The organism is Sphingomonas crusticola (genome assembly GCF_003391115.1).
GTDB lineage: Bacteria > Pseudomonadota > Alphaproteobacteria > Sphingomonadales > Sphingomonadaceae > Sphingomonas_I > Sphingomonas_I crusticola.
In genome coordinates this window covers 210,638-233,123 of record NZ_QTJP01000001.1, presented here as the reverse complement: position 1 = coordinate 233,123, position 22,486 = coordinate 210,638, and the positions used below count along the sequence as shown (strand labels likewise).

At 63.8% G+C, this 22,486-nt stretch carries 13 protein-coding genes and 1 pseudogene; 5 read left to right on the top strand and 9 right to left on the bottom strand.

Annotation, left to right across the window (positions count from 1 at the left end; all coding sequences use genetic code 11):
* Nucleotides 1-22: 22 nt before the first annotated feature.
* The 3 genes from DX905_RS01060 to DX905_RS01050 are packed head-to-tail and all read right to left on the bottom strand — an operon-like array spanning nt 23 to nt 3,831.
* Nucleotides 23-2,368, bottom strand: a complete 2,346-nt coding sequence (locus DX905_RS01060) for a TonB-dependent receptor (RefSeq protein WP_116089682.1) — start codon at nt 2,366-2,368, stop codon at nt 23-25.
* Nucleotides 2,355-3,293, bottom strand: a complete 939-nt coding sequence (locus DX905_RS01055; protein WP_162875404.1) for a FecR family protein — start codon at nt 3,291-3,293, stop codon at nt 2,355-2,357. The genes DX905_RS01060 and DX905_RS01055 overlap by 14 nt, the downstream gene beginning before the upstream one ends.
* Nucleotides 3,286-3,831, bottom strand: a complete 546-nt coding sequence (locus DX905_RS01050) for an RNA polymerase sigma factor (RefSeq protein WP_116092227.1) — start codon at nt 3,829-3,831, stop codon at nt 3,286-3,288. The genes DX905_RS01055 and DX905_RS01050 overlap by 8 nt, the downstream gene beginning before the upstream one ends.
* A gap of 215 nt (nt 3,832-4,046) precedes the next feature.
* On the opposite strand from DX905_RS01050, the gene DX905_RS01045 reads away from it, so the two are divergent.
* The 3 genes and pseudogenes from DX905_RS01045 to DX905_RS01035 all read left to right on the top strand — a co-directional run bounded on the left by DX905_RS01045 (nt 4,047) and on the right by DX905_RS01035 (nt 7,092).
* Nucleotides 4,047-5,207 carry a glycosyltransferase gene (locus DX905_RS01045; protein ID WP_162875403.1) on the top strand — a complete coding sequence of 387 codons (1,161 nt, stop codon included), beginning with the start codon at nt 4,047-4,049 and terminating at the stop codon, nt 5,205-5,207.
* An 88-nt stretch (nt 5,208-5,295) separates the two neighbouring features.
* Nucleotides 5,296-5,655: pseudogene (locus DX905_RS01040) on the top strand (YciI family protein); the annotation flags it as partial.
* 126 nt (nt 5,656-5,781) lie between these two features.
* Nucleotides 5,782-7,092 carry an RNA polymerase sigma factor gene (locus DX905_RS01035; protein WP_116089678.1) on the top strand — a complete coding sequence of 437 codons (1,311 nt, stop codon included), beginning with the start codon at nt 5,782-5,784 and terminating at the stop codon, nt 7,090-7,092.
* Between the two features lie 25 nt (nt 7,093-7,117).
* Here the strand turns inward: DX905_RS01035 and DX905_RS01030 are convergent, their stop codons facing one another.
* The 4 genes from DX905_RS01030 to DX905_RS01015 all read right to left on the bottom strand — a co-directional run bounded on the left by DX905_RS01030 (nt 7,118) and on the right by DX905_RS01015 (nt 14,097).
* On the bottom strand, nt 7,118-8,092 hold the full coding sequence (locus DX905_RS01030; protein ID WP_205412170.1) for a pectinesterase family protein: 975 nt from the start codon (nt 8,090-8,092) through the stop codon (nt 7,118-7,120).
* Nucleotides 8,093-8,117: 25 nt separating this feature from the next.
* Nucleotides 8,118-9,428 carry a pectate lyase family protein gene (locus DX905_RS01025; protein ID WP_116089676.1) on the bottom strand — a complete coding sequence of 437 codons (1,311 nt, stop codon included), beginning with the start codon at nt 9,426-9,428 and terminating at the stop codon, nt 8,118-8,120.
* Nucleotides 9,429-9,442: 14 nt separating this feature from the next.
* Nucleotides 9,443-10,801 (bottom strand): glycoside hydrolase family 28 protein, encoded by a 1,359-nt coding sequence (locus DX905_RS01020; protein WP_116089675.1) that lies wholly within the window; start codon nt 10,799-10,801, stop codon nt 9,443-9,445.
* A gap of 80 nt (nt 10,802-10,881) precedes the next feature.
* Nucleotides 10,882-14,097 carry a TonB-dependent receptor domain-containing protein gene (locus DX905_RS01015; protein ID WP_240320670.1) on the bottom strand — a complete coding sequence of 1,072 codons (3,216 nt, stop codon included), beginning with the start codon at nt 14,095-14,097 and terminating at the stop codon, nt 10,882-10,884.
* Between the two features lie 586 nt (nt 14,098-14,683).
* On the opposite strand from DX905_RS01015, the gene DX905_RS01010 reads away from it, so the two are divergent.
* Nucleotides 14,684-16,138 carry a GH1 family beta-glucosidase gene (locus tag DX905_RS01010; RefSeq protein WP_116089673.1) on the top strand — a complete coding sequence of 485 codons (1,455 nt, stop codon included), beginning with the start codon at nt 14,684-14,686 and terminating at the stop codon, nt 16,136-16,138.
* Between the two features lie 42 nt (nt 16,139-16,180).
* Here DX905_RS01010 and ettA read toward each other — a convergent pair whose 3' ends face one another.
* Nucleotides 16,181-17,860, bottom strand: a complete 1,680-nt coding sequence (gene ettA, locus DX905_RS01005; protein WP_116089672.1) for an energy-dependent translational throttle protein EttA — start codon at nt 17,858-17,860, stop codon at nt 16,181-16,183.
* Between the two features lie 344 nt (nt 17,861-18,204).
* Nucleotides 18,205-18,972: a FadR/GntR family transcriptional regulator gene (locus DX905_RS01000; RefSeq protein ID WP_116089671.1), complete on the bottom strand. Its 768-nt coding sequence runs from the start codon at nt 18,970-18,972 to the stop codon at nt 18,205-18,207.
* A 169-nt stretch (nt 18,973-19,141) separates the two neighbouring features.
* Between DX905_RS01000 and DX905_RS00995 the strand changes: the two genes are divergently transcribed.
* A complete protein-coding gene (locus DX905_RS00995; protein ID WP_116089670.1) occupies nt 19,142-22,369 on the top strand; it encodes a TonB-dependent receptor in 3,228 nt (1,075 codons plus the stop codon).
* Nucleotides 22,370-22,486 lie beyond the last annotated feature (117 nt).

The following is a 22,486-nucleotide window of genomic DNA, read 5'->3' as shown; positions in this document are numbered from 1 at the left end:
GCGGCATCAGTCCAAGACGGGACTAGAAATGAACATCGACGCCGATCCGGATCGTGCGCGGGCGTGGCGGCACGCTCTGCCGCCCGGCGGCGACGTCGAACGGGTTGCCGAGCGCGAACATCGTGCCGCGGCTGTTGAGGAGGTTGTCGCCATCCAAGGATAAGCCCCAGCGGCCATTGCTCAGGCGCAAGGATGCGCCAGTCAGGAAGTAATTGCCTTGGAGCAGGTCGAGCTCGGAACCGACGCCGAGCCGGCTATGCCCGACATAGTAAGCATGGGCATCGCTCTCGACCCGCCAGTCGCCTGCCAGCGCCTGGCTGAAAACGACGCGCCCGGACGCGCCGAAATGCGCGATATTGGGCAGCTCGTATCTGCGCTCGGAAGAAAGGGCTGCGACCGGGTTGCTGAGCCGGCTATCGTTAGCGAACGCTGCGGCGCTGACCGCCACACCCGTGAACGGCCGCCACCCGAACGAAATCTCGGCGCCGTGAATCCGCCCAGACCCGATATTCTGCGTGAAGGGGAGGCCCGCCATATCGACGAGGTCCGCCTGGATATTGCTCCAATGGCCATGGCTCAACGTAAAGGTCGTGTCGAAGCGGCGGGCGCCCGCCGGCCTCCACTTCACGCCAAACTCCGCCGATGAGAGATTGTCGCTATGGTAACGTTGGATCACGGGCGGGCCAGAACCGGGCGTTACCGACAAGCCGCCGGGACGAAAGCCTTCCTGATAGCGGCCATAGAGCAATAGCGATGGTGACGGCCGCCACGACAGGGACAAGGATGGCACGAAGGTCTTTTCGTTACGTCTGGGGTCGCCAACGTCTGCGCGGCGGTCGAGCGCGCGGCCTCTCAGGTGATCATATTCGAACCGTCCGCCGACCGTAGCGATCACCCCAGCCGCCAATCCGAATCCTGCCTCACCGAATATGGCGCCCTCGGTGACGCTATTATCGACGCCGAGGATTCGGCGCGGCGAGGCCGGGTCGCCTAAAGCCCGGGTAAGCCGTTCATCATCCTGGATGATACTCGCGCCGATCACCCAACCGCGCCCCTCGGCATCGCGTCGCGACAGACGTGTCTCGTTCGTGAACAAGTCGATGCGGTTATGCTGATCGAAAATGCGGGGAGATAGCGCCCCCGGTGCGGTGAAATCATAACGGGAATCGGTGTCCTGCCCGACGACCGCGCTGGTCGAGACGAGAGACATTGCGCCCCAATCACGCGAAACGCTGACGCTGCCGAGCAGATAATCATTGTCGAACGGCTGCGCGATACGGCTGGAACGCGTCAGTTGCGGGAGGCCGGTGTCGGCATATTGGCCGTCCCGGGTGGAGATATTCTGCACCACCGCACCCAGGTCCACGCGCCAATCGCCTATGTCGACGCGTAAAGCAGCGCGGCCGCCGCCCTTGTGCGTGCGGTTGACGTTGGCGATCTTGCGGCCTTGATCGTCGATATAGCCACCTTCGGACGCGCTGAATGCGACGATGCGGCCGCCGACATGAGCACTGAGCGGCAGGTTGAGCATGGCCACCACATCATAGCCGACGGCCCCATGTGCGGTCACGGACCCGCCGACACCAAGGCTGCCCTGGGCCGATCCCATCACTACCGGTCGGGGAATGATGCGCAAAACACCGGCGAGCGAACCCGCCCCATAGAGCGCGCCTTGCGGACCTTCGATAACCTCAACCGCTTCCACGTCGTAGAGGCTGATATCGGGATCGGGCGCATTATAGCTCAGCCGCACATCGCCCAAATATTGACCGACCAGCGCCTGCGACGGCCCGTTGAAACTCGAATCGGCGATGCCGCGAATGAACAATTTGTTGCGGCCCGACCCCAGATGGGTCGAGTTGAGCGAGGGCAGCCGCTCGATCAGCGCTTCGGATCCCCGCCCCTGCTGCGCGAGATTGAGATCCGCGCCCGACACCAGGGACGCCGTACCCGCATAGCGTGACAGCCGCGTGCCGGTCTTGCTCGCGGTTATGACGATCTCATCCTCGGCCACGATCATGGCCGGCGGGGGGCTGAGCGGAATCCGGAGCCGCCCGGGCGGAGCAGGAGCCAGGATGATACGCCAGGTCGCGTCGTCAATTCGGTCGGCACGGGCGGGTTGCCCGCGCAGCAGACGGCGCAAGGCGGTTGCGACCCCCATCCTTCCGCGAAGGGAATGCACGCGCAAACGCGCCACGGCCGGATCGGTGGAGCCGATCGTCGCGCCGGTTTGCTCGGCCAGCTTGATGAGGGCATTGCCGAGGGTGCCCGCGGGCAAGTCGACCGCGACACGCGCCGGAGCGGACGCCACGGCAGCGGTCCCCACCAGCGTCAGCACCATCATCGCCAGATTTTCAGCGCCCCGCACGCGCCTTCAGATAATATCCTTTGGGCCCGCTGGCGATGTCGACGTCCAGCACCAACCCGAGCCGATCGAGAAACCGGCGGCGATCGCGGGTGGGTACGACAATCACGCCGGTGAAGGCACGTCCCGCCAGATCCGGGGCAACCTCCATCTGTTCGCCCGTAAGCCGGCGCAGGTCCTCGGCCACGCGCTCCAGCGTCGCACCGCGATAGACGAGGCGACCGGTCCGCCACGTGCCGACCGATCCGGGCGCGACATCGGACACTTCGACCAGGTTGCTGCTGTCGCTCTTGCGCAACATGCGGCCCGCCCCAAGCCGGACGGCGGCACCTTCGGGATCGTACAATACCATACCCTGCGCCACCGCGATTTCGGTCGTCTGATTATTGCGGCGGACGTCGAAGCGCGTACCGAGGTCGACCAGCCGCCCGCCGCCCGCGTCGACGGTAAAAGGCCTGTTCTCGTCATGAACGACGCTGAACATCGCCTCGCCCCGCTCCAACTTGGCGGTGCGGCTATCCCTGCCGTCGAGCACGAGCCGCGAGCCGCCGTTGAGCGCGATCCGCGTCCCGTCGGCCAGGGCGATCATGCGCTGCTCGCCGGCCCTGGTTTCCGCCACCATCAAAGCCGGGCCCGTGCGCGGCATGACCAGCGCGAAGACCGCAGCGGCAGCCGCAGCAATGCCAACGCCTCCTCCCGCCCACCAGGCAATGTGGTGCGCGCGGACGGGTGGCTGCCCCACCGCCGCCGCCACGGGCAGATCGGCTTCTGCCGTCAGGTCGTGCGCCGCAAATGCCGCTTCATAGGCGAGGTTGTGGGCGGGATCTGTCTCGAGCCAATCCGTCAGACTGTCCCAATCGTCGAAGCGGGGATCGCGCGCGCGCGCCATCCACAAGGCGGCCTCGTCGCGAATACGAGCGTCACTCATGGCGCCCGCCTGCCAGGGAGGTGATGGCCTCATCATCCTCGTCGACCAGAGTGGCGACGATACGATAGGCGCGCTGGAGGTGTTTCTCGACGGCGCTGAGGCTGATCCCTTCTTCCTGAGCGATCCTGCTTTGCGAAACGCCATCGATACGGAAGCGTCGGAAGATCGCCTGCGACCGTTCGCCCAGCGTCGCCAGTGCGAGTTCGACCCTCCGCAACCGCTGGCGGGCCGCGAGCGCCCGCTCGGCCGAAGGTGCGTCGTCCAGCCCGCTGATATCGTAGCCGGTTTCACCCCATGCATGTTCACGACTGGTGCGACGCATCGCCGCGCGCACGCGATCATGCATGAGGTTGTCGGCCATGCGGAACAGATAAGCGCGTGGATCGGCGATCGGGCCTTCCGCTTCCAGCCGTTCAACCTTGAGCCACAGGTCCTGCATCACGTCCTCGGCATCGTCCCCTGCGCCGCGTGCCCGCAGGAAGCGCAGTAACGGGCCACGGTTGGCGAGTAGCACCGCGCTGAGTCCGCTAGCGACCATGTCGAGCCCCATGCGCTGCTTAGCGAGGCGTTCATAGCCGTTGCTCGGCAAAGCAACAATGTTCGGCGGTGGTCGGTCGGCTTGTCGCATGACCGAGGAAGACGCCGCCCGGGACCGGAAACCGCAGGATAGCCGAAGGCGTCGTCACAATCTTGGCGCGAAGCGATGCGGCTTTGCAACAGTGGCGCCGTCTTTGCCGGATGTTCGAGGGGCAAATGCGCGACCGGTTCGCGGAGGCAAGGAGTGAACTGGCAGTCGCGCAGCCGGTGCCGCCTGCTGCGCGCATATTGATCGTGCTTCACGACTTTGCGGGTGGCGGTACTGAACGAGTCGCGATCCGGCTGGCCAATCAATGGGCAAAAACCGGACGGACGGTGCGCATCTTCTGCGGCAACGAAACCGGGCCGGTCCGCGCCATGGTTGAAGACGAGGTTGCGGTCGAACCGGCAAGTCGGACGTTACCGAGGAGCGCGGTGTCGCGCGTCCGCCTCGGCTTCGCGCTGGCGCGGGCGGCCAAACGCTTCGCTCCCGACGTCATATTCGCCCCCGGCAATTTCCATTTTCTGGTGCTCGCCGCCTTCTCGCTGCGCGATAGAGGGCGCACTGCGACCTGCTGCAAAATCAGCAACCCGTTGGTACGAACGGATCGCCGGGGGCCGGGCGGATGGCTTCGACGGCTGACTCTAAAGGCGTTGACCGCACGGATCGATATCCTGATCGCGATGAGCCCGGCATTGCGTGCCGAAGCGGTGGCGTTGGTGGGTGAGGAGCGCGTGTCGGCGCAATGGGAGCCGATCTTCGCCGACATCCACCAACCGGCCATGATCGAACGCGAGCCCGATCTGATCGTCGCGGCGGGCCGGCTTGAGCCGCAAAAGAATTTCGCCCTGGCAATCGAGGCGATGGCGCATCTGTCCCGCTGGACGAGCGCGCGGCTTGTCATCCTGGGAGAAGGCAGCGAGCGAGCGCGGCTCGAGCGCATGATCGAGCGACTGGGCCTGCATCAATGCGTGCTGCTGCCAGGGCATGTCCGCGATATCACGCCCTGGCTGCGGCGGGCATCCTGCTTCCTGATGACTTCGCATTACGAAGGCTATCCGGCGTCGCTGGTCGAAGCTTTGGTGTGCGGCACTCCCGCGATCGTGACGCCTTTTTCCGCCGCGCTGAACGACATACTGCCTCACGCCGCGCGGGCGGTTACGGTCCGGCCGGACCCGGAGGCGATCGCCTGGGCGCTGCAGGATCTGCTGCGCCGCCCATACCTCCTGTCGATCGACAATGTGTTATTTGCTCGGCACGGCGAGAGCTCTGCCGCTGCATCTTATCTGAAGTTGATGGACGACATGCTGGCGCGAACGAGGAGGAGACACCAATAAATTTCATCACGGTGTCGATTTGCGCAGAGCTCGCTCGTCGTCACAATATCCGGCGCAGGATCGCCGGTAAGGTAGAGGAGTGCAGACGATGCGTGTGATGGTGTTCGTAAAGGCAACCGAAGACAGTGAACGGGGATTGCCGCCGGCCGAAGACATGGCCGAGATGCTCGAGGCGATGGGCAAGTTCAACGAGGAGCTGGCCGATGCCGGTGTGATGTTGAGCGGCGACGGGCTCAAACCCTCATCGGCGGGCAAGCGCGTCGCCTTCGATGGGCCGAACCGGACCGTAATCGACGGCCCATTTGCCGAAACTCGCGAATTGGTGGCCGGCTATTGGATTTGGGAAGTTAAGGACATGGACGAGGCGCTCGCCTGGGTGAAGCGCTGTCCCAACCCGATGCCCGGCCCCAGCGAAATCGAAATCCGCCCTTTCTACGAGCTGAGCGACTTCGGTGAGGCGATGACGCCGGAAGCCGAACGGATCCATGAAAGCGTGCGCGAAAAGCTCGCCGGCAACTGACGCTATCGGCTGCTGCCGGCTTGTCTTGCCGAGGGCGCTCGTCGACAAAGCCGCATGGCGGCGAGCGACACGGGCGCGGAGACAAGGCGGGCAATCGAGGCGGTTTTCCGCATCGAACGGGCCAGGCTCATCGGCGGCCTGGCCCGTATGGTGCGCAACGTCGATCTTGCCGAGGAGCTGGCGCAGGAGGCGCTGGTCGTCGCACTGTCCGATTGGCCCGGGAGTGGGGTTCCGGCTAATCCTGGCGCGTGGCTGATGGCGGTCGCCAAACGGCGTGCCATCGACACGTTGCGGCACGACCAGATGCGCACACGCAAGCATTCGGAACTCGCACTCACGCTGGACGATGCGGCCGATGGAGGGGCGGAAGCTATCGAAGCCGCCATCGACGATGACCTAGGCGACGAACTGCTCGGCCTGATCTTCACGGCCTGCCATCCGATACTGCCGCGCGACGCCCGGGCCGCGCTCACACTGCGGGTGGTGGGCGGCCTGACTACCGAAGACATCGCTCGGGCCTTCCTGTCGAGCGAGCCCACGATCGCGCAGAGGATCGTGCGCGCCAAGAAGGCGATCACGAAGGCCGGGTTGACGTTTGCAGTGCCGCGGGGCGCGGAGCGGGCGGCGCGGCTGCCATCGGTGCTGGAAGTGATCTATCTCATTTTCAACGAAGGCTATGCGGCCACAGCGGGCGACGATCTGGTTCGGCCAGCGCTGGCGCAGGAGGCGATACGGGTCGGGCGCATGCTGGCGGCGCTAGTGCCCAGGGACGCGCCGGACGACGCTTCAGCGACCGCGGAAGTGCTCGGCCTGCTGGCGCTGATGGAGCTGCAAGCGTCGCGCCTCAGCGCCCGTACCGGAACGGACGGCGGCTTCATACCGCTTGAAGGGCAGGACCGTGCCCGCTGGGACCATCTGCTGATCGCCCGGGGGCTGGAAGCGCTGAGCCGGGCCGAAGCGCTGGGCGGTGCCGCGTTGGAAGCGAGCGGTCCCTATGTGTTGCAGGCCGCGCTGGCCGCCTGTCACGCCCGGGCGCGCCGCGCCGCCGATACCGATTGGCCGCGCATCGCAGCGCTGTACGACCGGCTGCGCCTGGTCATGCCCTCACCCATTGTCGACCTGAATCGCGCGATCGCGCACAGCATGGCGTTCGGGCCGGACGCAGGTCTGAAATTGGTGGACGCGATCGCCGACGATCCGGCCCTGCGCCATTATGCGCCCCTGCCGGCGGCGCGGGGCGACTTCCTGTTCCGCGCCGGCCGACTCGCCGAAGCGCGTTCGGAATTCAAGGCGGCCGCCGCGCTCACCCGCAACCGGGCGGAGAAAGCCTTTCTCCTCGGTCGGGCCGCAGCTTGCGATCGCTAGCCAGATCAGCCTCAGTGCCGCAGGATCAACCCGGCCAAGAATCCTGCGCGCGTTGGCGCCGCGCGCCCGGCCCGGTGCTGCCCCGCTCGGCAAAGCGTACCACCCCCGGCTCGAGCGCGACCCGCTCACCGGCGCGATCGCGGTAGGTCATGGATGTCCAGGCGGCAGGCGCGATGTGCGCCTCCATCCGGCAGTGCAGGTAGTTCACCATGCCGACAGCGTCCGGATCGCCGTAGAGCCCGTCGGCGAACTGGCGCGTCGGGCGCCATGGACGGGCGAGATAGACCGATCCGGCAGCGACGCCGGGCTCGTGGGTAAGGTGGCAATGGTCGAAGACCAGTCCGACCGGGCTGCTCCGGTTCGTGCTTGGCGCGGCAATATAGCCGGGTCCGCGCGACCGAACCTCGCAATGGCTCAAATGGGCTTGGCCCGCACCGAAGACGAAGTCGACGGTTCCCGCGACGAGGCACTGCCGGAAGATAGAGCGCCCGGCATTGACGTAGAGCGTGTCCTGCCGCCCGAGAATGTCGACCCGGGCAAGCAGCGTGCGATCGCTGCCGGCCGCGAGCATCAGCGCGACGGCCTGTCGATCATGCGGTGCCTCTGCGCCCAGTGCCGCCGGATCGAAGCTATTCTCGATCGTCAGGTTGGCCGCGTGGAAACCGGGCGCCTTGACGATGATCGTCCCGCTGCCGCCGGTGCCCCACGGGTAGCCGTCCGGCCCCGCCAGGCCAGACGCGGCGTCGAAGCGGATGCGCGTGCCGCTACGGTCTTCGCCCGTGATCCAGACATCAGGCGCCGCGACAACCAATTTCTCCCGCCAAACGCCCGCCCCCAGCCAGATCCGGAACGGACCCTGGCGCGGCTTAGCAGCCACAGCGAGCGCGGCCGCGAGACCGGCGTGGCGCGGTCCGGGCGGCCCAGCGGCGCGCGGTCGAGCAACCACGGCATCGTAACGCAAGGAGCGCGCGTCAGCGACCGTCGCGGCAAGACCTGCCAACCCACCGCCGAGCAGGGCGCGCCGGTCAATCGTTAGCGACAAGGCTGTTGAGATAATCTTCGAGGTTGGTGTAGCCGTCGCCATCGCGATCGAGCGCACCGTCGTTCAGGGCGGGATCGAGGCGATTGGCGCGTTCCCAGGCATCGGGCATGCCGTCGCTGTCGCCGTCGCGCGGCGCCGGAGCCGTCGCGAGCACCGGCCAGCCCCCGACCTCGCGCTGGCTATCGATCTGTCGACCGGTGCGATCGCGCACGCCAGCGACGATGCGAGCGTCGACCGTGTCGCGCGCCTTGGACGCTCCCGCGCTGGCGAGCACCCGGCGATAAGCCGACGCGGCAGGATCGGGCTGGACAGGGGCGACATCGACCGGTGCAGGCAATTTGTAGCCTTCGGGCTGGATGCCAGTGACGAGGCTGTAGGGATCGGCCGGGATGACGCCGTTCATGCTGTTGCCGGCGAAATAGGCTTTGGCGAGCGTGTCGGACTCGTTGAACGCGATCGCCTTCTTCGACTGGGGACCGGATATGTAGCTATTGTCGACGAAATTGTATCGCGACAAAGTCGCGGTGTCGGCATTGTAGCCGGAGCGATCCCCGCCCCAATTGTAGAAGACGTTCGAGCGGAAATCGAAGAAGGCGCCGACCGGATCCACATCGGGGCCGCTGTAATTGCCCGGCCGCGGCATGCGCGCCTCGTGATTTGCCCACAGATTGTGGTGGAAGCTGACCCGCGCCCCGCGCCCTCCGCGGATAAGGCTGCCATAGCCATGTTCGCCCTTGGCGTGGAGCGAATGGGTCAGCGATTCCGCGATCAACGACCATTGGACGGTGAGATCGTAGAAGCCCTGATCCGGCCTCGTATAATTGGCTGATGCGGAGAGCGTCTCGTCGACGGACCAGCTTGCCGACACATGATCGAGGATGATGCGGCGGCCGCCCATGATCCAGATCGCGTCGGACTCCGTCTTGGACTCGTCCCCGAGCCGCGAGCGGATGTAGCGGATGACGACGTCGTCGGCGTCGATCTCGAGCGGATGATCGCGCAGCGTGATCCCCCCGCCCGGCGCCGATTGTCCCGCGATGGTGACGCGGCCTTCGCGAATGCGCAGCGGCTTGGCAAGCTGGATCGTTCCGGACACGGCGAAGACGATCGTGCGGGGGCCAGGCTGCTCCACCGCCGCGCGCAGCGAGCCTGGGCCATTGTCGGCAAGGTTGGTCACCGTCACGACCGCCCCGCCCCGTCCGCCCGCCGCGAACCGCCCGGCCCCTTCCGCCCCGGGAAAGGCGAGCTGCTGGGGCGAAGTTGCGGACGCGGCGATCGCGGCTAACAGTAGCATTGCATATCTTCCAATCAGACGAGCGTGCGAACTGTGGCGCCGTTGACGCTGACATTATCCAGCACCAGGCCTTCGGTATTCCGAACGATGCTGGGCGCGCGAACGCCATCGAAACGGCAGTCGCGCAGCGTTATTCCGGTCACGGGCGCACCCGGCAGCCCCTGGCTGTCGAGCACACGGTTGGCGTGGCGCGCGTGAAGCCGTTCAACGACGATGTCTCTTAACCGCGGCACGAACCGGCCGTTGGCGCCTTCCTCATAATTGAAGTCGCAAGCGATCGCGGCCTTGGCGACATGACCGACGCTGATGTCGCGATAGTAGAAATGTTCCAGCAGCCCGCCGCGCAAGGCGTTGTTCTTGAAGCGTATGGCATAATCGAGATTCGGGCTGTCGAGGATACAATGTTCGGCGAAGATGCGACGCACTCCACCGGAGATCTGGGATCCGACGGTGATGCCGCCATGCCCTTCCCTCATCCTGCAGTTGCGGATGACGATGTCTTCGGATGGGCGCGCCACGCGTCGGCCGTCGGCATTGCGGCCGGAGTTGATCGCAATGCAGTCATCGCCGGTGTCGAACGTGCAGTTCTCGATCACCATGCCGCCCACGGATTCTGGATCGCAGCCGTCATTGTTGGGCCCATGGCCCATGATGTCGACGTTGCGGACGATGACGTTGCGGCACAGCACCGGATGAAGTTGCCAGAACGGCGCACCACGCAGCCTGACGCCTTCGATCAATACATTCTCGCAGAGATAAGGCTGAACGAATGCCGGACGCAGATAGGCGCCGTCCCCGAAGACGCGCTTCTCCGGCGGCACGTTACGCTCAGCCAGATCGAACAGACGCGCCCGCGCCGGCCGCTGATCGGGCATGCCTTCGCGCCAGCCATGGTCCACGGTGCCGCGCCACGGCCCCTTCCACGACCACCAAGCACTGGCGCTGGCCTGGCCGTCAAGCGTCCCCTGTCCGGTCACAGCAACGTTGCGCGCCTTGTAGGCATAGACCAACGGCGAATAGTTGATGAGTTCGATCCCCTCCCACCGGGTGAAGACGAGCGGATAATCGGCGGGGTTGGTGGAGAAGAGCAAGGTTGCCGCGCGATCGAGGTGGAGCTCGACATCCGACGCGAGGTGCACCGCACCGGTCAAGAACCGGCCAGGCGGGACAAGTACACGCCCGCCCCCGGCCGCCACGCACGCCGCGACCGCGCGCGCGATCGCGGCGCTGTTGAGGGTTGCGCCATCGCCGACGGCCCCAAACTTCCGGATATCGAATGAGCGGGCCGGAAAGCGCGGCGTGCGTAGCCCGCGCAGCACGGCTGCGGCATGGTCCCAAGGGTCCGGCGCTGCCGCCGCCCCCCGCAACATCATGGCGGCCGCGCTTGCTCCCCCGAATTGCAGGAGGGCGCGGCGTGTAGGCTCGTTCGGCAAAATCACGCCGCGCCGGTCAATCAGAAGACCAGCCGGATGCCGGCTGTGATCACCCGACCGGTGCTCTGATATCCCTGCGAGACCGGATCGGCAGCATATTCGGTCGAATAGGTCGGTGCATTGGTGAGATTGCGGCCCTCGAGCGTCAGCTTGGCGAAGTCGGTGATGCTGTACGACATGGCCGCGTCGATATTAAGCTGCTTCTCGCGATAGCCGAAATCGGAGACCACCGGCGAGTTACAAACGGCGCCGTTATTGGTGGTAAGTCCGACGCTGCACGTGCCCGATGCCAGCGGGAAGCGCGTCACATAGCGGGTGCGGTAGGCACCCGACACGCGTGCCGAGAAGCGCTTGTCTTCATAATAGAGGGTGGCGTTGAACGAATTGGGCGAGGTGTTGAGGAATGGCCCCGTCGCGAAGGTGTTGGAGGCGGTGCCCGTCTGGGTCCGCGTCGTCGCTAGCTGGGCATTGGTGAGATAATTCAGCTTCGACGAGATATGGGTGTAGTTGGCGGTCACGCCGAAATTATCGAACGGTGCGGGCAGAAACGTGAAGTTCGACTGCACATTGAGCTCGACGCCCTTGATCGTGCCGCCGGGCGCGTCGTTATATTGCCGCACCGCATAGACGCCCCCTCCCCGCGTGTAAGCGAGCAAGGTCGTGCTGGTGATCGACGCGTAAATCGATTCCAGCGTGGCGGCGTCATAGATCGCCTGCAGCGGATATTCGCCCGCGATCTGCTGCGGGAAGCTGGCGAGCTTCTTGGCGAACAGGCCCACCGAAATTAGCCCGCCCCGCCCGAAATAATGTTCGAAGGCGAGATCGAAATTGGTCGCGCGATACGGGCTGAGATAGGGATTACCGACCGTGATCTGCGGCGCGGTCGTCGCATTGAGACCGGTGGGGAATGACGTGGTGCCGGGCGTCAGCGCGGCCAGCTGCGGCCGCGCGATAACCTTGGCAGTTGCGAAGCGCACGAGCGTATCAGGCACCACCTCCCAGGTCACGTTCAGAGCGGGCAGGAAGTCGGTATATTCGTTGCGGGCGGATACGACCGTGCCAATGACACCATTGGCCGCGCCGCCGACCGAGCCGGAGCCGCGCACGACGGTATTCGCGATGCGCGTGCCGGCATTTCCGCGGAAGGGCCGGCCGAGCAACGTTCCGTTCCAGTCGAACTGGAGGAATCCCGACAAGTCGTTCTCGGTGACCTTATTGGCCTGGCGCGCGTCGACCAGCGCGCGGAAATCGGCCCATTTGTTGATGCAATTGCAGTTGATGCCAAACTGATTGATGAACTTGCCGATGTCCGGGGCGTAAAAGCTGGTCGGGGTACCATCGGGTACGTTGAGGCCCTTGCCGAACCCCATAGTGCGGCCGAGATCGGTGATCAGCAGCTTCGACTCGGCCAGCGTGGGGTTGATCGCTTCGATGTCGCTGTTGCGGCGCGCCTGAGTGCTGGAATAGGCAAAGCGCTTATAGGTCAGGCCGGTCGAGACGGTGAATTCGTCATTCGCTTCCCAGCTGAGATTGCCGCGAGCGACGCGGAAGGAATTGACGATATCGTCCGTCAGATAGCGGATGGTCGAGAGGCCTTTGACCAGCGTCCAGCTCTGCGGGCTGGCGACATCGAAGCCGGGGCTGAACACAGGCATCTTTCCACCGGCGCGTTCATCGAACGTGTAATTGTCCTGGTCGATCGCGTTGAACTCGGCGAGCAGCGACTGGCCTTTATATTCGGAGCGTGAATAGCCGGCTGTGCCTTCGAAATGCAGCCGGTCGCCGAGGTCCTGACGCAGGTTGAGCGTGCCCTGGTAGAATTTGGTCGTACCATCGACGCGCTGGGTCGAGCTGCGCCAATCGACATCGTCTAGCACCAGATAATCGGCGATGCCGGCGCCGTTGACGTTGGCGGCGCGTACCTTGGTGTTGGGGCGCCCGATCAGCTGAGTATAAAAACCGGTCTGATCGCCGGTGGCGACGTAGCCCGGCGACGAGGTCGAATTATAATAATCGAACGGGTTGAGATTGTTGGGATTGTAGCTGGCCCGCGTGCCGGCGACGAGCCCGCCACCGTTCAAGGATTGGCCACAATCCACTGTCGTGCTCGGCGCACAATTGGGATAGAGCGCGATGCGGTTGGTCAGCCCGGTGGCAGTATTGGCGGCGCCCAACGCGTTACGCGCATAATTGGCGTTGGTCCCGTTGCGGTTGAGCCCGATCGTGGTGATGCCGGCGGTCGTGCTGTGCTGATCATATTTCGAATAGACGCCGTCGAGTGTGATTTCCGTGCGCGAGGTCGGCTTCCACTGCACGGTCCCGGTGGCGCCGAGCCGGCGATAATGCAGATCCTGGCGATTGATCGACGGTAGCGCCGGGATCAGCGCGTTAGGGGTCAGCAGGGCGTAGGCGGCGGGATCCGAGCCGAACGTAGCCCCCGTCCCCGCCGTTGAAGGACGCGCGAAACCGAATGTGTTCGGGGTGACGCCCATCAGCTGTGACGAGCGATAGACATAATCGAACGCGCCGATGCTGCGCTGGTAGAAATCGATCTGCTGGCGCTGATCCTGATAGGCCACGGAGCCCAGGACGGCCAGATTGTCGGTGATGTGCTTCGACACCAGCCCAGTCAGGCGCGGATTGACCGTACGGCCATTCTCGCGGAATTCGCCCTCAAGCCCGAGGGCGTAGCGATCCTTTTTATAGGTCAGCGGACGGCCGGTGGTGAGATCGATGATCGCGCCGAGCGACCCTTCGTCATTGGCCGCCGACGTGGTTTTGGTAACCGTCACGCCGCCGAACAGTTCAGAGGCGAAGGTGTTGAAATCGAAGCCGCGCGACCGGTTTGCGCCCGAGGCATCGGTGCCGCCACCGGTGATGCTGAGCGCATCGGCGCCATTGAGGCGCACCTGCTGAAAATCACCGCCGAGGCCACGCACGGTGATCGTGCGGCCCTCGCCGTTGTCGCGGTCAATCGAGATGCCCGGCAGGCGCTGGATCGACTCGGCGAGGTTGGCGTCTGGGAAATCGGCAATGTCTTCGGCCGTGATTGCGTCGATCACCTGGTTGGACTTGCGCTTGAGATCGACGGCGCGGGCAAGGCTGTTGCGGAAGCCGGTGATGACCACTTCCTCTGGCGCGGCCGGGGCAGTTTCCGACGTGCTCTGACCGGGCGGTGTACCGGCTGGCTGCTCTGCCTGTTCGGCCGGAGAAGCGCCCTGAGGCGTCTGTCCCACGAGCGGCGCAACCTGATCGACAGCCCTGTTCCTCGAGGAGGCGGCGGGTTGACCCCCGCTATTATCCTGTGTGCCGGCCCAAACCGGGGCCGCCATCAGACTGGCGAAAGCAAGCGCCGCAATCGATGCGCCAGAACGCAACCAAACCCCCGTCGGCATCACTTCTCTCCCGTATATGCCCTTGATACTGTGGGCTTAGCTCGAGAGTAGAAGTCTCTGTCTACCGGTGTCAATAATGCGTGTTGCGTCTGCCCTCGCCGTGCGGACACACCACAGCAAGGGCAAAAGAGACCGTGGCGCTCGCTCTTCCTGAGACAGTCCGTGCTTAAAAGGAGATCGGCCGTGGCGATTCTAGCTCGACCGTGGATCAGCGAGCGCGAGAGCGAGCCGTAGCAAAAAGCCGATCTGACACCGGTTACCAATCGTAGCGTGTGAATGGAACCGGATATTGAAGCCTTACCTCTGCGTCAGGTGGAGTGAGCTGCGGAGAGCTGGTTGGCCACGCATAACGATCCCGTGTTTATCTCAAGAGAAATTGGCCCTATCCATTCTGACATCGATGACAAAAATAGACATGGAGAGGCACATGAAACGGCGGGACCTTCTTAAATCCGGCCTGGCTCTGGGAAGCGGGCTAGCGATGGCCGGGCATAGCGGCATCGTCCAGGCAGCCGTCGGCACGGCGCCTGTGACCTTCCCCAAAGGCTTTCTGTGGGGCGTCGCGACGGCTGCCTATCAGGTTGAAGGCGGCGCCCGCGACGGCGGCCGCGGCCCATCCATCTGGGACACCTTCTCGCATACGCCAGGCAAGACCAAGAACGGCGACACCGGCGATGTCGCCGATGACAGTTTCCATCGCTGGCGCGAAGATATCGCGCTGATGACGCAGCTCGGCGTCGACAGCTATCGCTTCTCCATTGCCTGGTCGCGCATTCAGCCGACCGGGAGAGGGCCGGCCAATGTCCAGGGCTTGGATTATTATAAGCGGCTGGTCGACGGCTTGCTTGAGGCGGGCATTCGCCCCTTCCCCACCCTCTATCATTGGGATCTGCCGCAGGCGCTGGAGGATGCAGGCGGCTGGCCGAACCGGGACACCGCCGATCGCATGACTGATTACGCCCTCATCATGGCCGAGGCGCTGGCGGACCGGGTGACCGCGTGGAGCGTGCTCAACGAGGTCAAGACCTTCACCCAGGCAGGCTATTGGGACGGAGGCATGGCGCCAGGACGCAAGGAGCCTCTGGCCTTTCTCAAGGCAACCCATGTCGCCAATATCGCCAATGCCAATGCTTTCCACGCGCTGAAGGCGGTAAATTCCAAGGTACAGGTCGGCAGCGCTTACGATTGCGCCAATTGCTTCCCAGCGACCGACAGCGAGGCCGACAAGGCCGCAGCCGTCCGCTGGGATAAACTGATTAATCTATGGTATTTGCAGGCAACACTTACCGGCACCTATCCGGAATTGCTGCCCGCCGACCGCCAGGCAGAACTGCTAGGCTGGCGGGCCGGCGACGAAGCGCGGCTCAAGGTGCCGCTCGATTTTGTGGGCATCAATTATTATAGCGGTTGGCGGGTCTGGGACGAGCCCAAGGGCAACGGCATCCCCAATCTCAACACGCGCGCCGAATGGGCATGGTCCCCGCGCTCGATCGGAAAATCCGACTTCGGCTGGGACATCGACCCGCCCGGAATCCACCAGATCCTCAAGCGCATGCAGCAATTGACCGGGTCCATCCCGATCGAGATTACCGAGAATGGCATCGCCGATAATACGCCCCCAGGACCTGACGGGCGCATCCATGACGTCAGGCGCATTGCCTATTTACGTGCACACCTGAAGGAGCTGCGCCGCGCGATCGACGACGGCGTGCCGGTACGAGCCTATCACCTGTGGAGCCTACTCGACAATTTCGAATGGGCGGCCGGCTATTCGCAGCGCTTCGGCATCGTCCACGTCGATTTCGAGCACGGCCAGAAGCGCAGCCCGCGCGACTCGGCCTATTGGTATGCCAATGTCATCAAGCAGAATGCAGTAGCCTGACTCCAGCTCGGCTGCGCAAAGCGCGGCCGAGCCTTTAGCGGATCAGCGCGTCAGCTTCTTATAGGCTCCGGCGCCGGGACGGTCTGCCGCATCGCCGAAGCGCCGGCGCTTGTCTTCCTCATAGCTTTCGAAATTGCCTTCGAACCATTCGACATGGCCGTCGCCTTCGAACGCCAGGATGTGCGTTGCAAGACGATCGAGGAAGAAGCGATCGTGGCTGATCACCACGGCGCAGCCGGCGAAGCTCTCCAACGCTTCCTCGAGCGCGCGTAGGGTCTCGACGTCGAGATCGTTGGTGGGCTCGTCGAGCAGAAGGACGTTGCCACCCTCCTTGAGCATCTTAGCGAGGTGAACGCGATTGCGTTCACCGCCGGACAGCTGGCCGACCCGCTTCTGCTGGTCGGGGCCCTTGAAGTTGAAGGCGCCGACATAAGCACGGGTCGGCACGTCATGCTTGCCGAAGGTGAAGCGGTCGTGCCCGTCCGAAATTTCCTCCCAGACGTTCTTGTTGGCGTCGAGATGGTCGCGGGATTGATCGACATAGCCGAGCTTCACGGTCGGGCCGACGTCGATTTCACCTGTGTCCGGTATCTCCTGCCCTGTGATCAAGCGGAACAAGGTGGTCTTGCCGGCGCCGTTAGGGCCGATCACGCCAACGATGCCACCCGGTGGCAAGGTAAATGACAGATCGTCGAACAATGTCTTGTCGCCATAGGATTTGGTCAATCCCTTCGCCTCGATCACCTTGTGGCCGAGCCGTTCGGGAATCTGGATCAGTATCTGCGCGCTGTCAGGGCGGCGATCCGCCTGCTTCTCTACGAGCTCGTCGAAAGCGCGGATGCGGGCCTTGGACTTGGTCTGGCGCGCCTTCGGGCTCTGCCGGATCCAGGCCAGTTCCTGCTGGATTGCGGTCTGGCGCCCCTTCTCCTCGCGGTCCTCCTGTTCGAGCCGCTTACTGCGGCCCTCCAGCCACGCCGAATAATTGCCCTCGAACGGGAGGCTGCGGCCGCGATCGAGTTCCAGTACCCAGCCCACCACATTGTCCAGGAAGTAGCGATCGTGGGTAACGAGGATGACGTTTCCGGCATAATCGATCAGGTGACGTTCCAGCCAGGCGACGCTTTCGGCATCGAGATGGTTGGTCGGCTCGTCGAGCAGCAGCACTTCGGGCTTTTCTAGCAGCAGCTTGGTAAGCGCTACGCGACGCTTTTCCCCACCCGAAAGCTTGGTGACCGGCGAATCTCCCGGAGGGCAGCGTAGCGCCTCCATTGCGATCTCGAGCTGGTTGTCGAGCGTCCAGCCATCGACCGCGTCGATCTTCTCCTGCAGCGTGCCCATTTCCTCGAGCAGAGCATCGAAATCCGTGTCGTCCTTGGGATCGCCCATCTCGGCCGAGATGGCATTGAAGCGATCGACCATGTCCGCCACGGCGCGCACGCCGTCCTTGACGTTCTCGAGCACGCTCTTGTCCGGGTCGAGCTGTGGCTCCTGCGGCAGATAGCCGACGCGATAGCCCTCGGCCGCCCACGCTTCGCCCGAATATTCGGTATCGAGGCCCGCCATGATCTTCATCAACGTCGACTTACCGGCGCCGTTGACGCCGATGATCGCGATCTTGGTACCGGGCAGGAACTGCAAGTTGATGTTGTTGAGCACGGGCTTGTTGGCGCCCGGGAAGGTCTTCGTCAGGCCCTTCATGACGAAGCTATACTGCACGGCCATAAGATGGCGTCTCCGCGTGTCGATGATGTGAGAAACTGAGGGCAAGCCGATAGACGGCCCGCTCGCACTTGCCAACATGGGTATGGTCTGGCGGCAGTGCAATCGATCGAACGCGCTCTGCCATTGCAGCGATGAACGCGCGACACTCACAAAGGCACATTATGCCGCTGTTAAGGTGCAGCCTCTTATCGCTGGTCGCCGCTGCTGGGATCAACCCGCCTGATCGCGGATATTATCTACATTATTGATAGCGCTCCCAGCCATTGTCTATGGCAGCAGCTATAGCGTGGAGTGGTGGGGGAAAGCCCCGATTAACCGCGTCTCACCGGTCATGGTCTTACCACTTAACCAACTTTTAGACCGGCTCGTCGCGCAAAATCGAAACGCCGCTCCTCGACCCGTAGACGGGCGCGATCCATTACGTCCGCCTCCGACGCATGCAGCAGGCATTCCGTAACCCGGCTCAGATGATCGCGCATCGCCAGCCGCGCCGCGTCCGGATTTCGCGCCCGGATCGCTTCCAGGACGCGGCGATGCTCATCAACGGGGGGCTGGATTCCCGCATCGCGAGCGCGACTGAAGAAATACACGCACAGCGGCGACCGATATCTTTTGTCCCATAGATCCTCGATCATTCCCACCAGGACATCGTTGGTCGTTGCCCGCGCCAGCGCGAGGTGAAATGATCGATCAGCTTGCTCGCGATCGAGCTGCGAGACGTTCATGTCGCTGATTATGGAAAGAATCTCCTCCATTTCGTCGATCTGCGCGTCAGTCGCCGTCGCCGCAGCCAACGCAGCAATCTCACTCTCCAGCAGCCGACGCGCCTCGGTCACTTCAAACGGTCCGTCGAGACCATCATTGGCCGAATTGCCCTGTCGGTCGCCTGTCCGGCCGCTCACGAACACGCCCGCGCCCGGTTTGCGTCGTACCAGTCCGCCTAGTTCCAGAGCCATGGTCGCTTCGCGTATGACGGGGCGACTTACCCGAAATTGTTCGGCCAGCTCGCGCTCCGAAGGCAGGCGCGCGCCCAGCGTGTAGCGGCCCATCTCGATCGCTCTTTCGAGATCGCGGGCCACGCCTTGAGAGAGGCGCGTGGACAATTTTTCCATTCGATGATCCCGTAATGGGCCCGGCACGGACCTAATTGGTAAGACCATTAGGTAAACCAGATGTTGACACTTGTCATCCGCCGCATATTAGGCGGCGATGTGATCGCTAACATAGCGACTTAACGGATTCGTCTCCGTCGTGGAGGCGACTAATGTGAGAGGATTCCTGATGCGAGCCACTTCCGCTCGGCGGGCTGCGCTGCTCGGCGCAACCATTCTCGCCGGCTATTCGATGCCCGTTCTGGCCCAGACGGATGCCCAGCCGGCGGGCGCGCCGGTGCCTGCGGCTGCCTCACCAAGCCAGGCGTCGAGCGAGACGTCGCCTTCGGTTGGCGCGCCTGCCGCTGCACCCTCCACCGCCGACCCGTCCGCTACCGGCGCGGACGTCGAAGAGGTCGTCGTAACCGGCTATCGGCGCAGCCTTGCGCAGTCGACGACGGCCAAGCGCAACGCGACCGGCTTTACCGACTCCATCTTTGCGGAGGACATCGGCAAGTTCCCGGATCTCAACATCGCGGAATCCTTCAATCGCATTCCCGGTATCACGATCAGCCGCGACATCACCGGCGAAGGCACCAACGTCGCCATCCGCGGCCTGGGCAGCAACTTCACGCAGGTGACGCTCAACGGGGCGCCGATCGCAGTTGCCTCCAGCGGCGCCACCGATGCGCAGGGCACCGATCGTTCCGTGGACCTGAGCTTCTTTCCAACCGATCTGTTCACCAAGCTGACGGTCGCAAAGAGCTACACGCCCGATCTCGAGGAAGGAGGCGCCGCCGGTAACGTCGATATCCGCAACGCGCGGCCGTTCGACAATCCCGGCACGCACATCACCTACAATTTGCAGGGGACCAAGCAGAGCCAGGCCTCCGGCTGGGGCGAACGTGGCTCGCTGATCGCAAGCCATACCAGCGACACGTTCGGCATCCTCGCCGGGGTCGCCGCCAATCATACCCGCTCGCGCACCACAGGTTTCGAGACGATTGGCTATACCAACCCCGCGCTTTCAACGCCGCAGTCGCTCGCCTTGGCCAGGAACCACCCGACTCCGACCGCGCAGGATTTCGCCGACGCGCAGTGCGCTACTGGTTGCAACAGCACCGGTGGCGGCAATTTTACCATTCCCGGCACCGTGCCGGCGAATGCCGGTAACGGCCTGGTTCCGGGTGCGACGCTCAACCAGGCTGCACTTCTGGCGCTTAACCCAGGCGCCACGCTGCAGCAGATCGACAACGGGCTGATCCCGCGGCTCGGGCGGCCGTCCGACGAATATGGCAGCCGTGATCGTATCAACGGCGTGGTCAGTGCCGAATGGCGCCCGACTGATGACCTGCATTTCTACATCGACGGCCTGTACGGCTGGCGGAAGAACGATCTCCGGCGCGTCGACATGAATTGGGTCGGCCGCAACGGCGCGACCATCCCGATCAACGAGACATTCGACAAGACCGATTGCTCGGCCGGTTGCACCGTCACCGGCGGCACCTTCGCCAATGCGCAATTCTTCCTGGAATATCGCCCCTATATCGAGACGACAAAGTTCTGGAGCGCCAACCCAGGTGCGTCGTGGAACATCACGAATAATCTCAAGCTCAACATTCAGGGCAATTATACCCGCAGTACCTTCCACCGCGAATCACCCAGCGTCGTCGTCATCACGCCGCCCTCATCGGGCAACACCGTAACCTACACCAACGATGGGGGAATCCCATCCATCACCAGCAATGTCGACCTCAACAATCCGGCGAGCTTCGGCTGGACCGGCGGCGGGCGCGTCAACATCCAGGACGAACGCCGCAAATATTTGACGAAGGGCGTGCGCGGCGACCTGACGTGGGGCGACGAGAAGCTCAACGTCAAGATCGGCGGCAATTACGACGATATCTCGCGTCGTATCGAGGCGTTCGACAACAGCCAGGCTTGGCAGAATGCGGTCTGCGGGAACAATCCCAGCGTGTTCCTTCCTTCGCCTAACGCCCAACCGAATTGCGACGGCCTCAACGTCGCCGGCGCGGCACCGGCCGGCTATCCGACCTACCCCGCATACGGCACCGGCTATACGGCGGGCATGACCGGGCCGGTAACCTATGCCGGTTCGCTGATCCCAACGTCTCAGCTCGCCAATTTCCTGCGGCCGGGGCCCGACGGGTTCGTCACGGTCGACTGGAACAAGTTCAAGCAAGCATCCAATTACGATGCGTTCCACGACGCCGCCCCGGCGGTCGGATCCGCCAATACCGGCGCTGCGGGCGGTTATATCCGGGAGCAGTCCCCAACGGCCTATGTCGAGGTAAACGGCGTCCAGACCGTCGCCGATGCCGATCTGCGCTTCAATGTCGGCGTGCGCTACGTTCACACGAAGCAAACCATTTCGGGGCTGGTTTCGCTGACCGATCCGCGCAACCCGTCGCCGGTTCCGGCCTCGGCGCAGGGCAGCCTTTATCCGAACGTCGTGAATACCGCGACGACCAAGAGCAGCTACACAAGGTGGCTGCCGGCGGCCAACTTCGCCTACGATATCGGTGAGCATGCGGTCGCACGCTTTGCGGTTTCCAAAACGCTGACGCGCGCCGATCCGAACGCGCAGCTGCCGGGCGTGAACTTCTCATCGCCGTCGGCCGATACCGCTTCGATCGGGAACCCTGCGCTCAGCCCCTACACGTCGAAGAATATCGACCTTGGCGTCGAATATTATACCGGGCACGAAGGGCTGGTGAGTGTCGCCGCCTTCCGCAAGGAGCTGAAGGGCTTCACCACCCCCGGCATCTCGACGGTGCCGTTCAGCGCCCTTTCCGCCTACGGCATAACCTTCGGCTCGCTCACGCCGACGCAGCAGGCGGCGATCATCAGCCGGGGTGGCGAGAATGCCGCATCGGTGCAGGTGTCGCAGCAGATCAACGCCAGCGGCACGCTCGACGTCAACGGCATGGAATTCCAGTGGGTCCAGCCGCTCGACTTCATCACCGAGCGGTTCGGCGTAAAGGGCTTCGGCTTCAACGCCAACGCCACGATCGTCGACCAGAAGGGCAGCGGTGCCGCTCCTGCAACGGCGCTCGGCGTCGCCAAATATACCTACAATATCAGCGGCTATTATGAGCATGACGGCATCAGCCTGCGGGTCTCGACCACGTTCCAGAAGGGATCGCAGGTTTCGAGCCCCAATCAGAACGGCATCCCGTCGGCGGCGTTGTTCACCAACAATTACCGCCAGACCGACTTCTCATCGATCTTCGATCTGGAAAAGATTTTCGGCGTCCGGCACGCGCCGCAAGTTACGTTTGACGTGGTCAACCTGACCAATTCCAAGCTGCGCACCTACTTCCAGTTCCCGAACGCGACGTTCACGCAATACAAGCCGGGTCGTCAGTTTCTGATCGGTCTGCGCGGTTCGTTCTAAACTTCTCCTCCCCTGAGGGTGGCCGGCTCCCCCGCCGGCCACCCTTTTTTTTGGTTGGTGACCGATCTGTTCGCCCTCCCTGCGTCGCTCGCGTTGCCAAGCGACGGGCCATTGAAG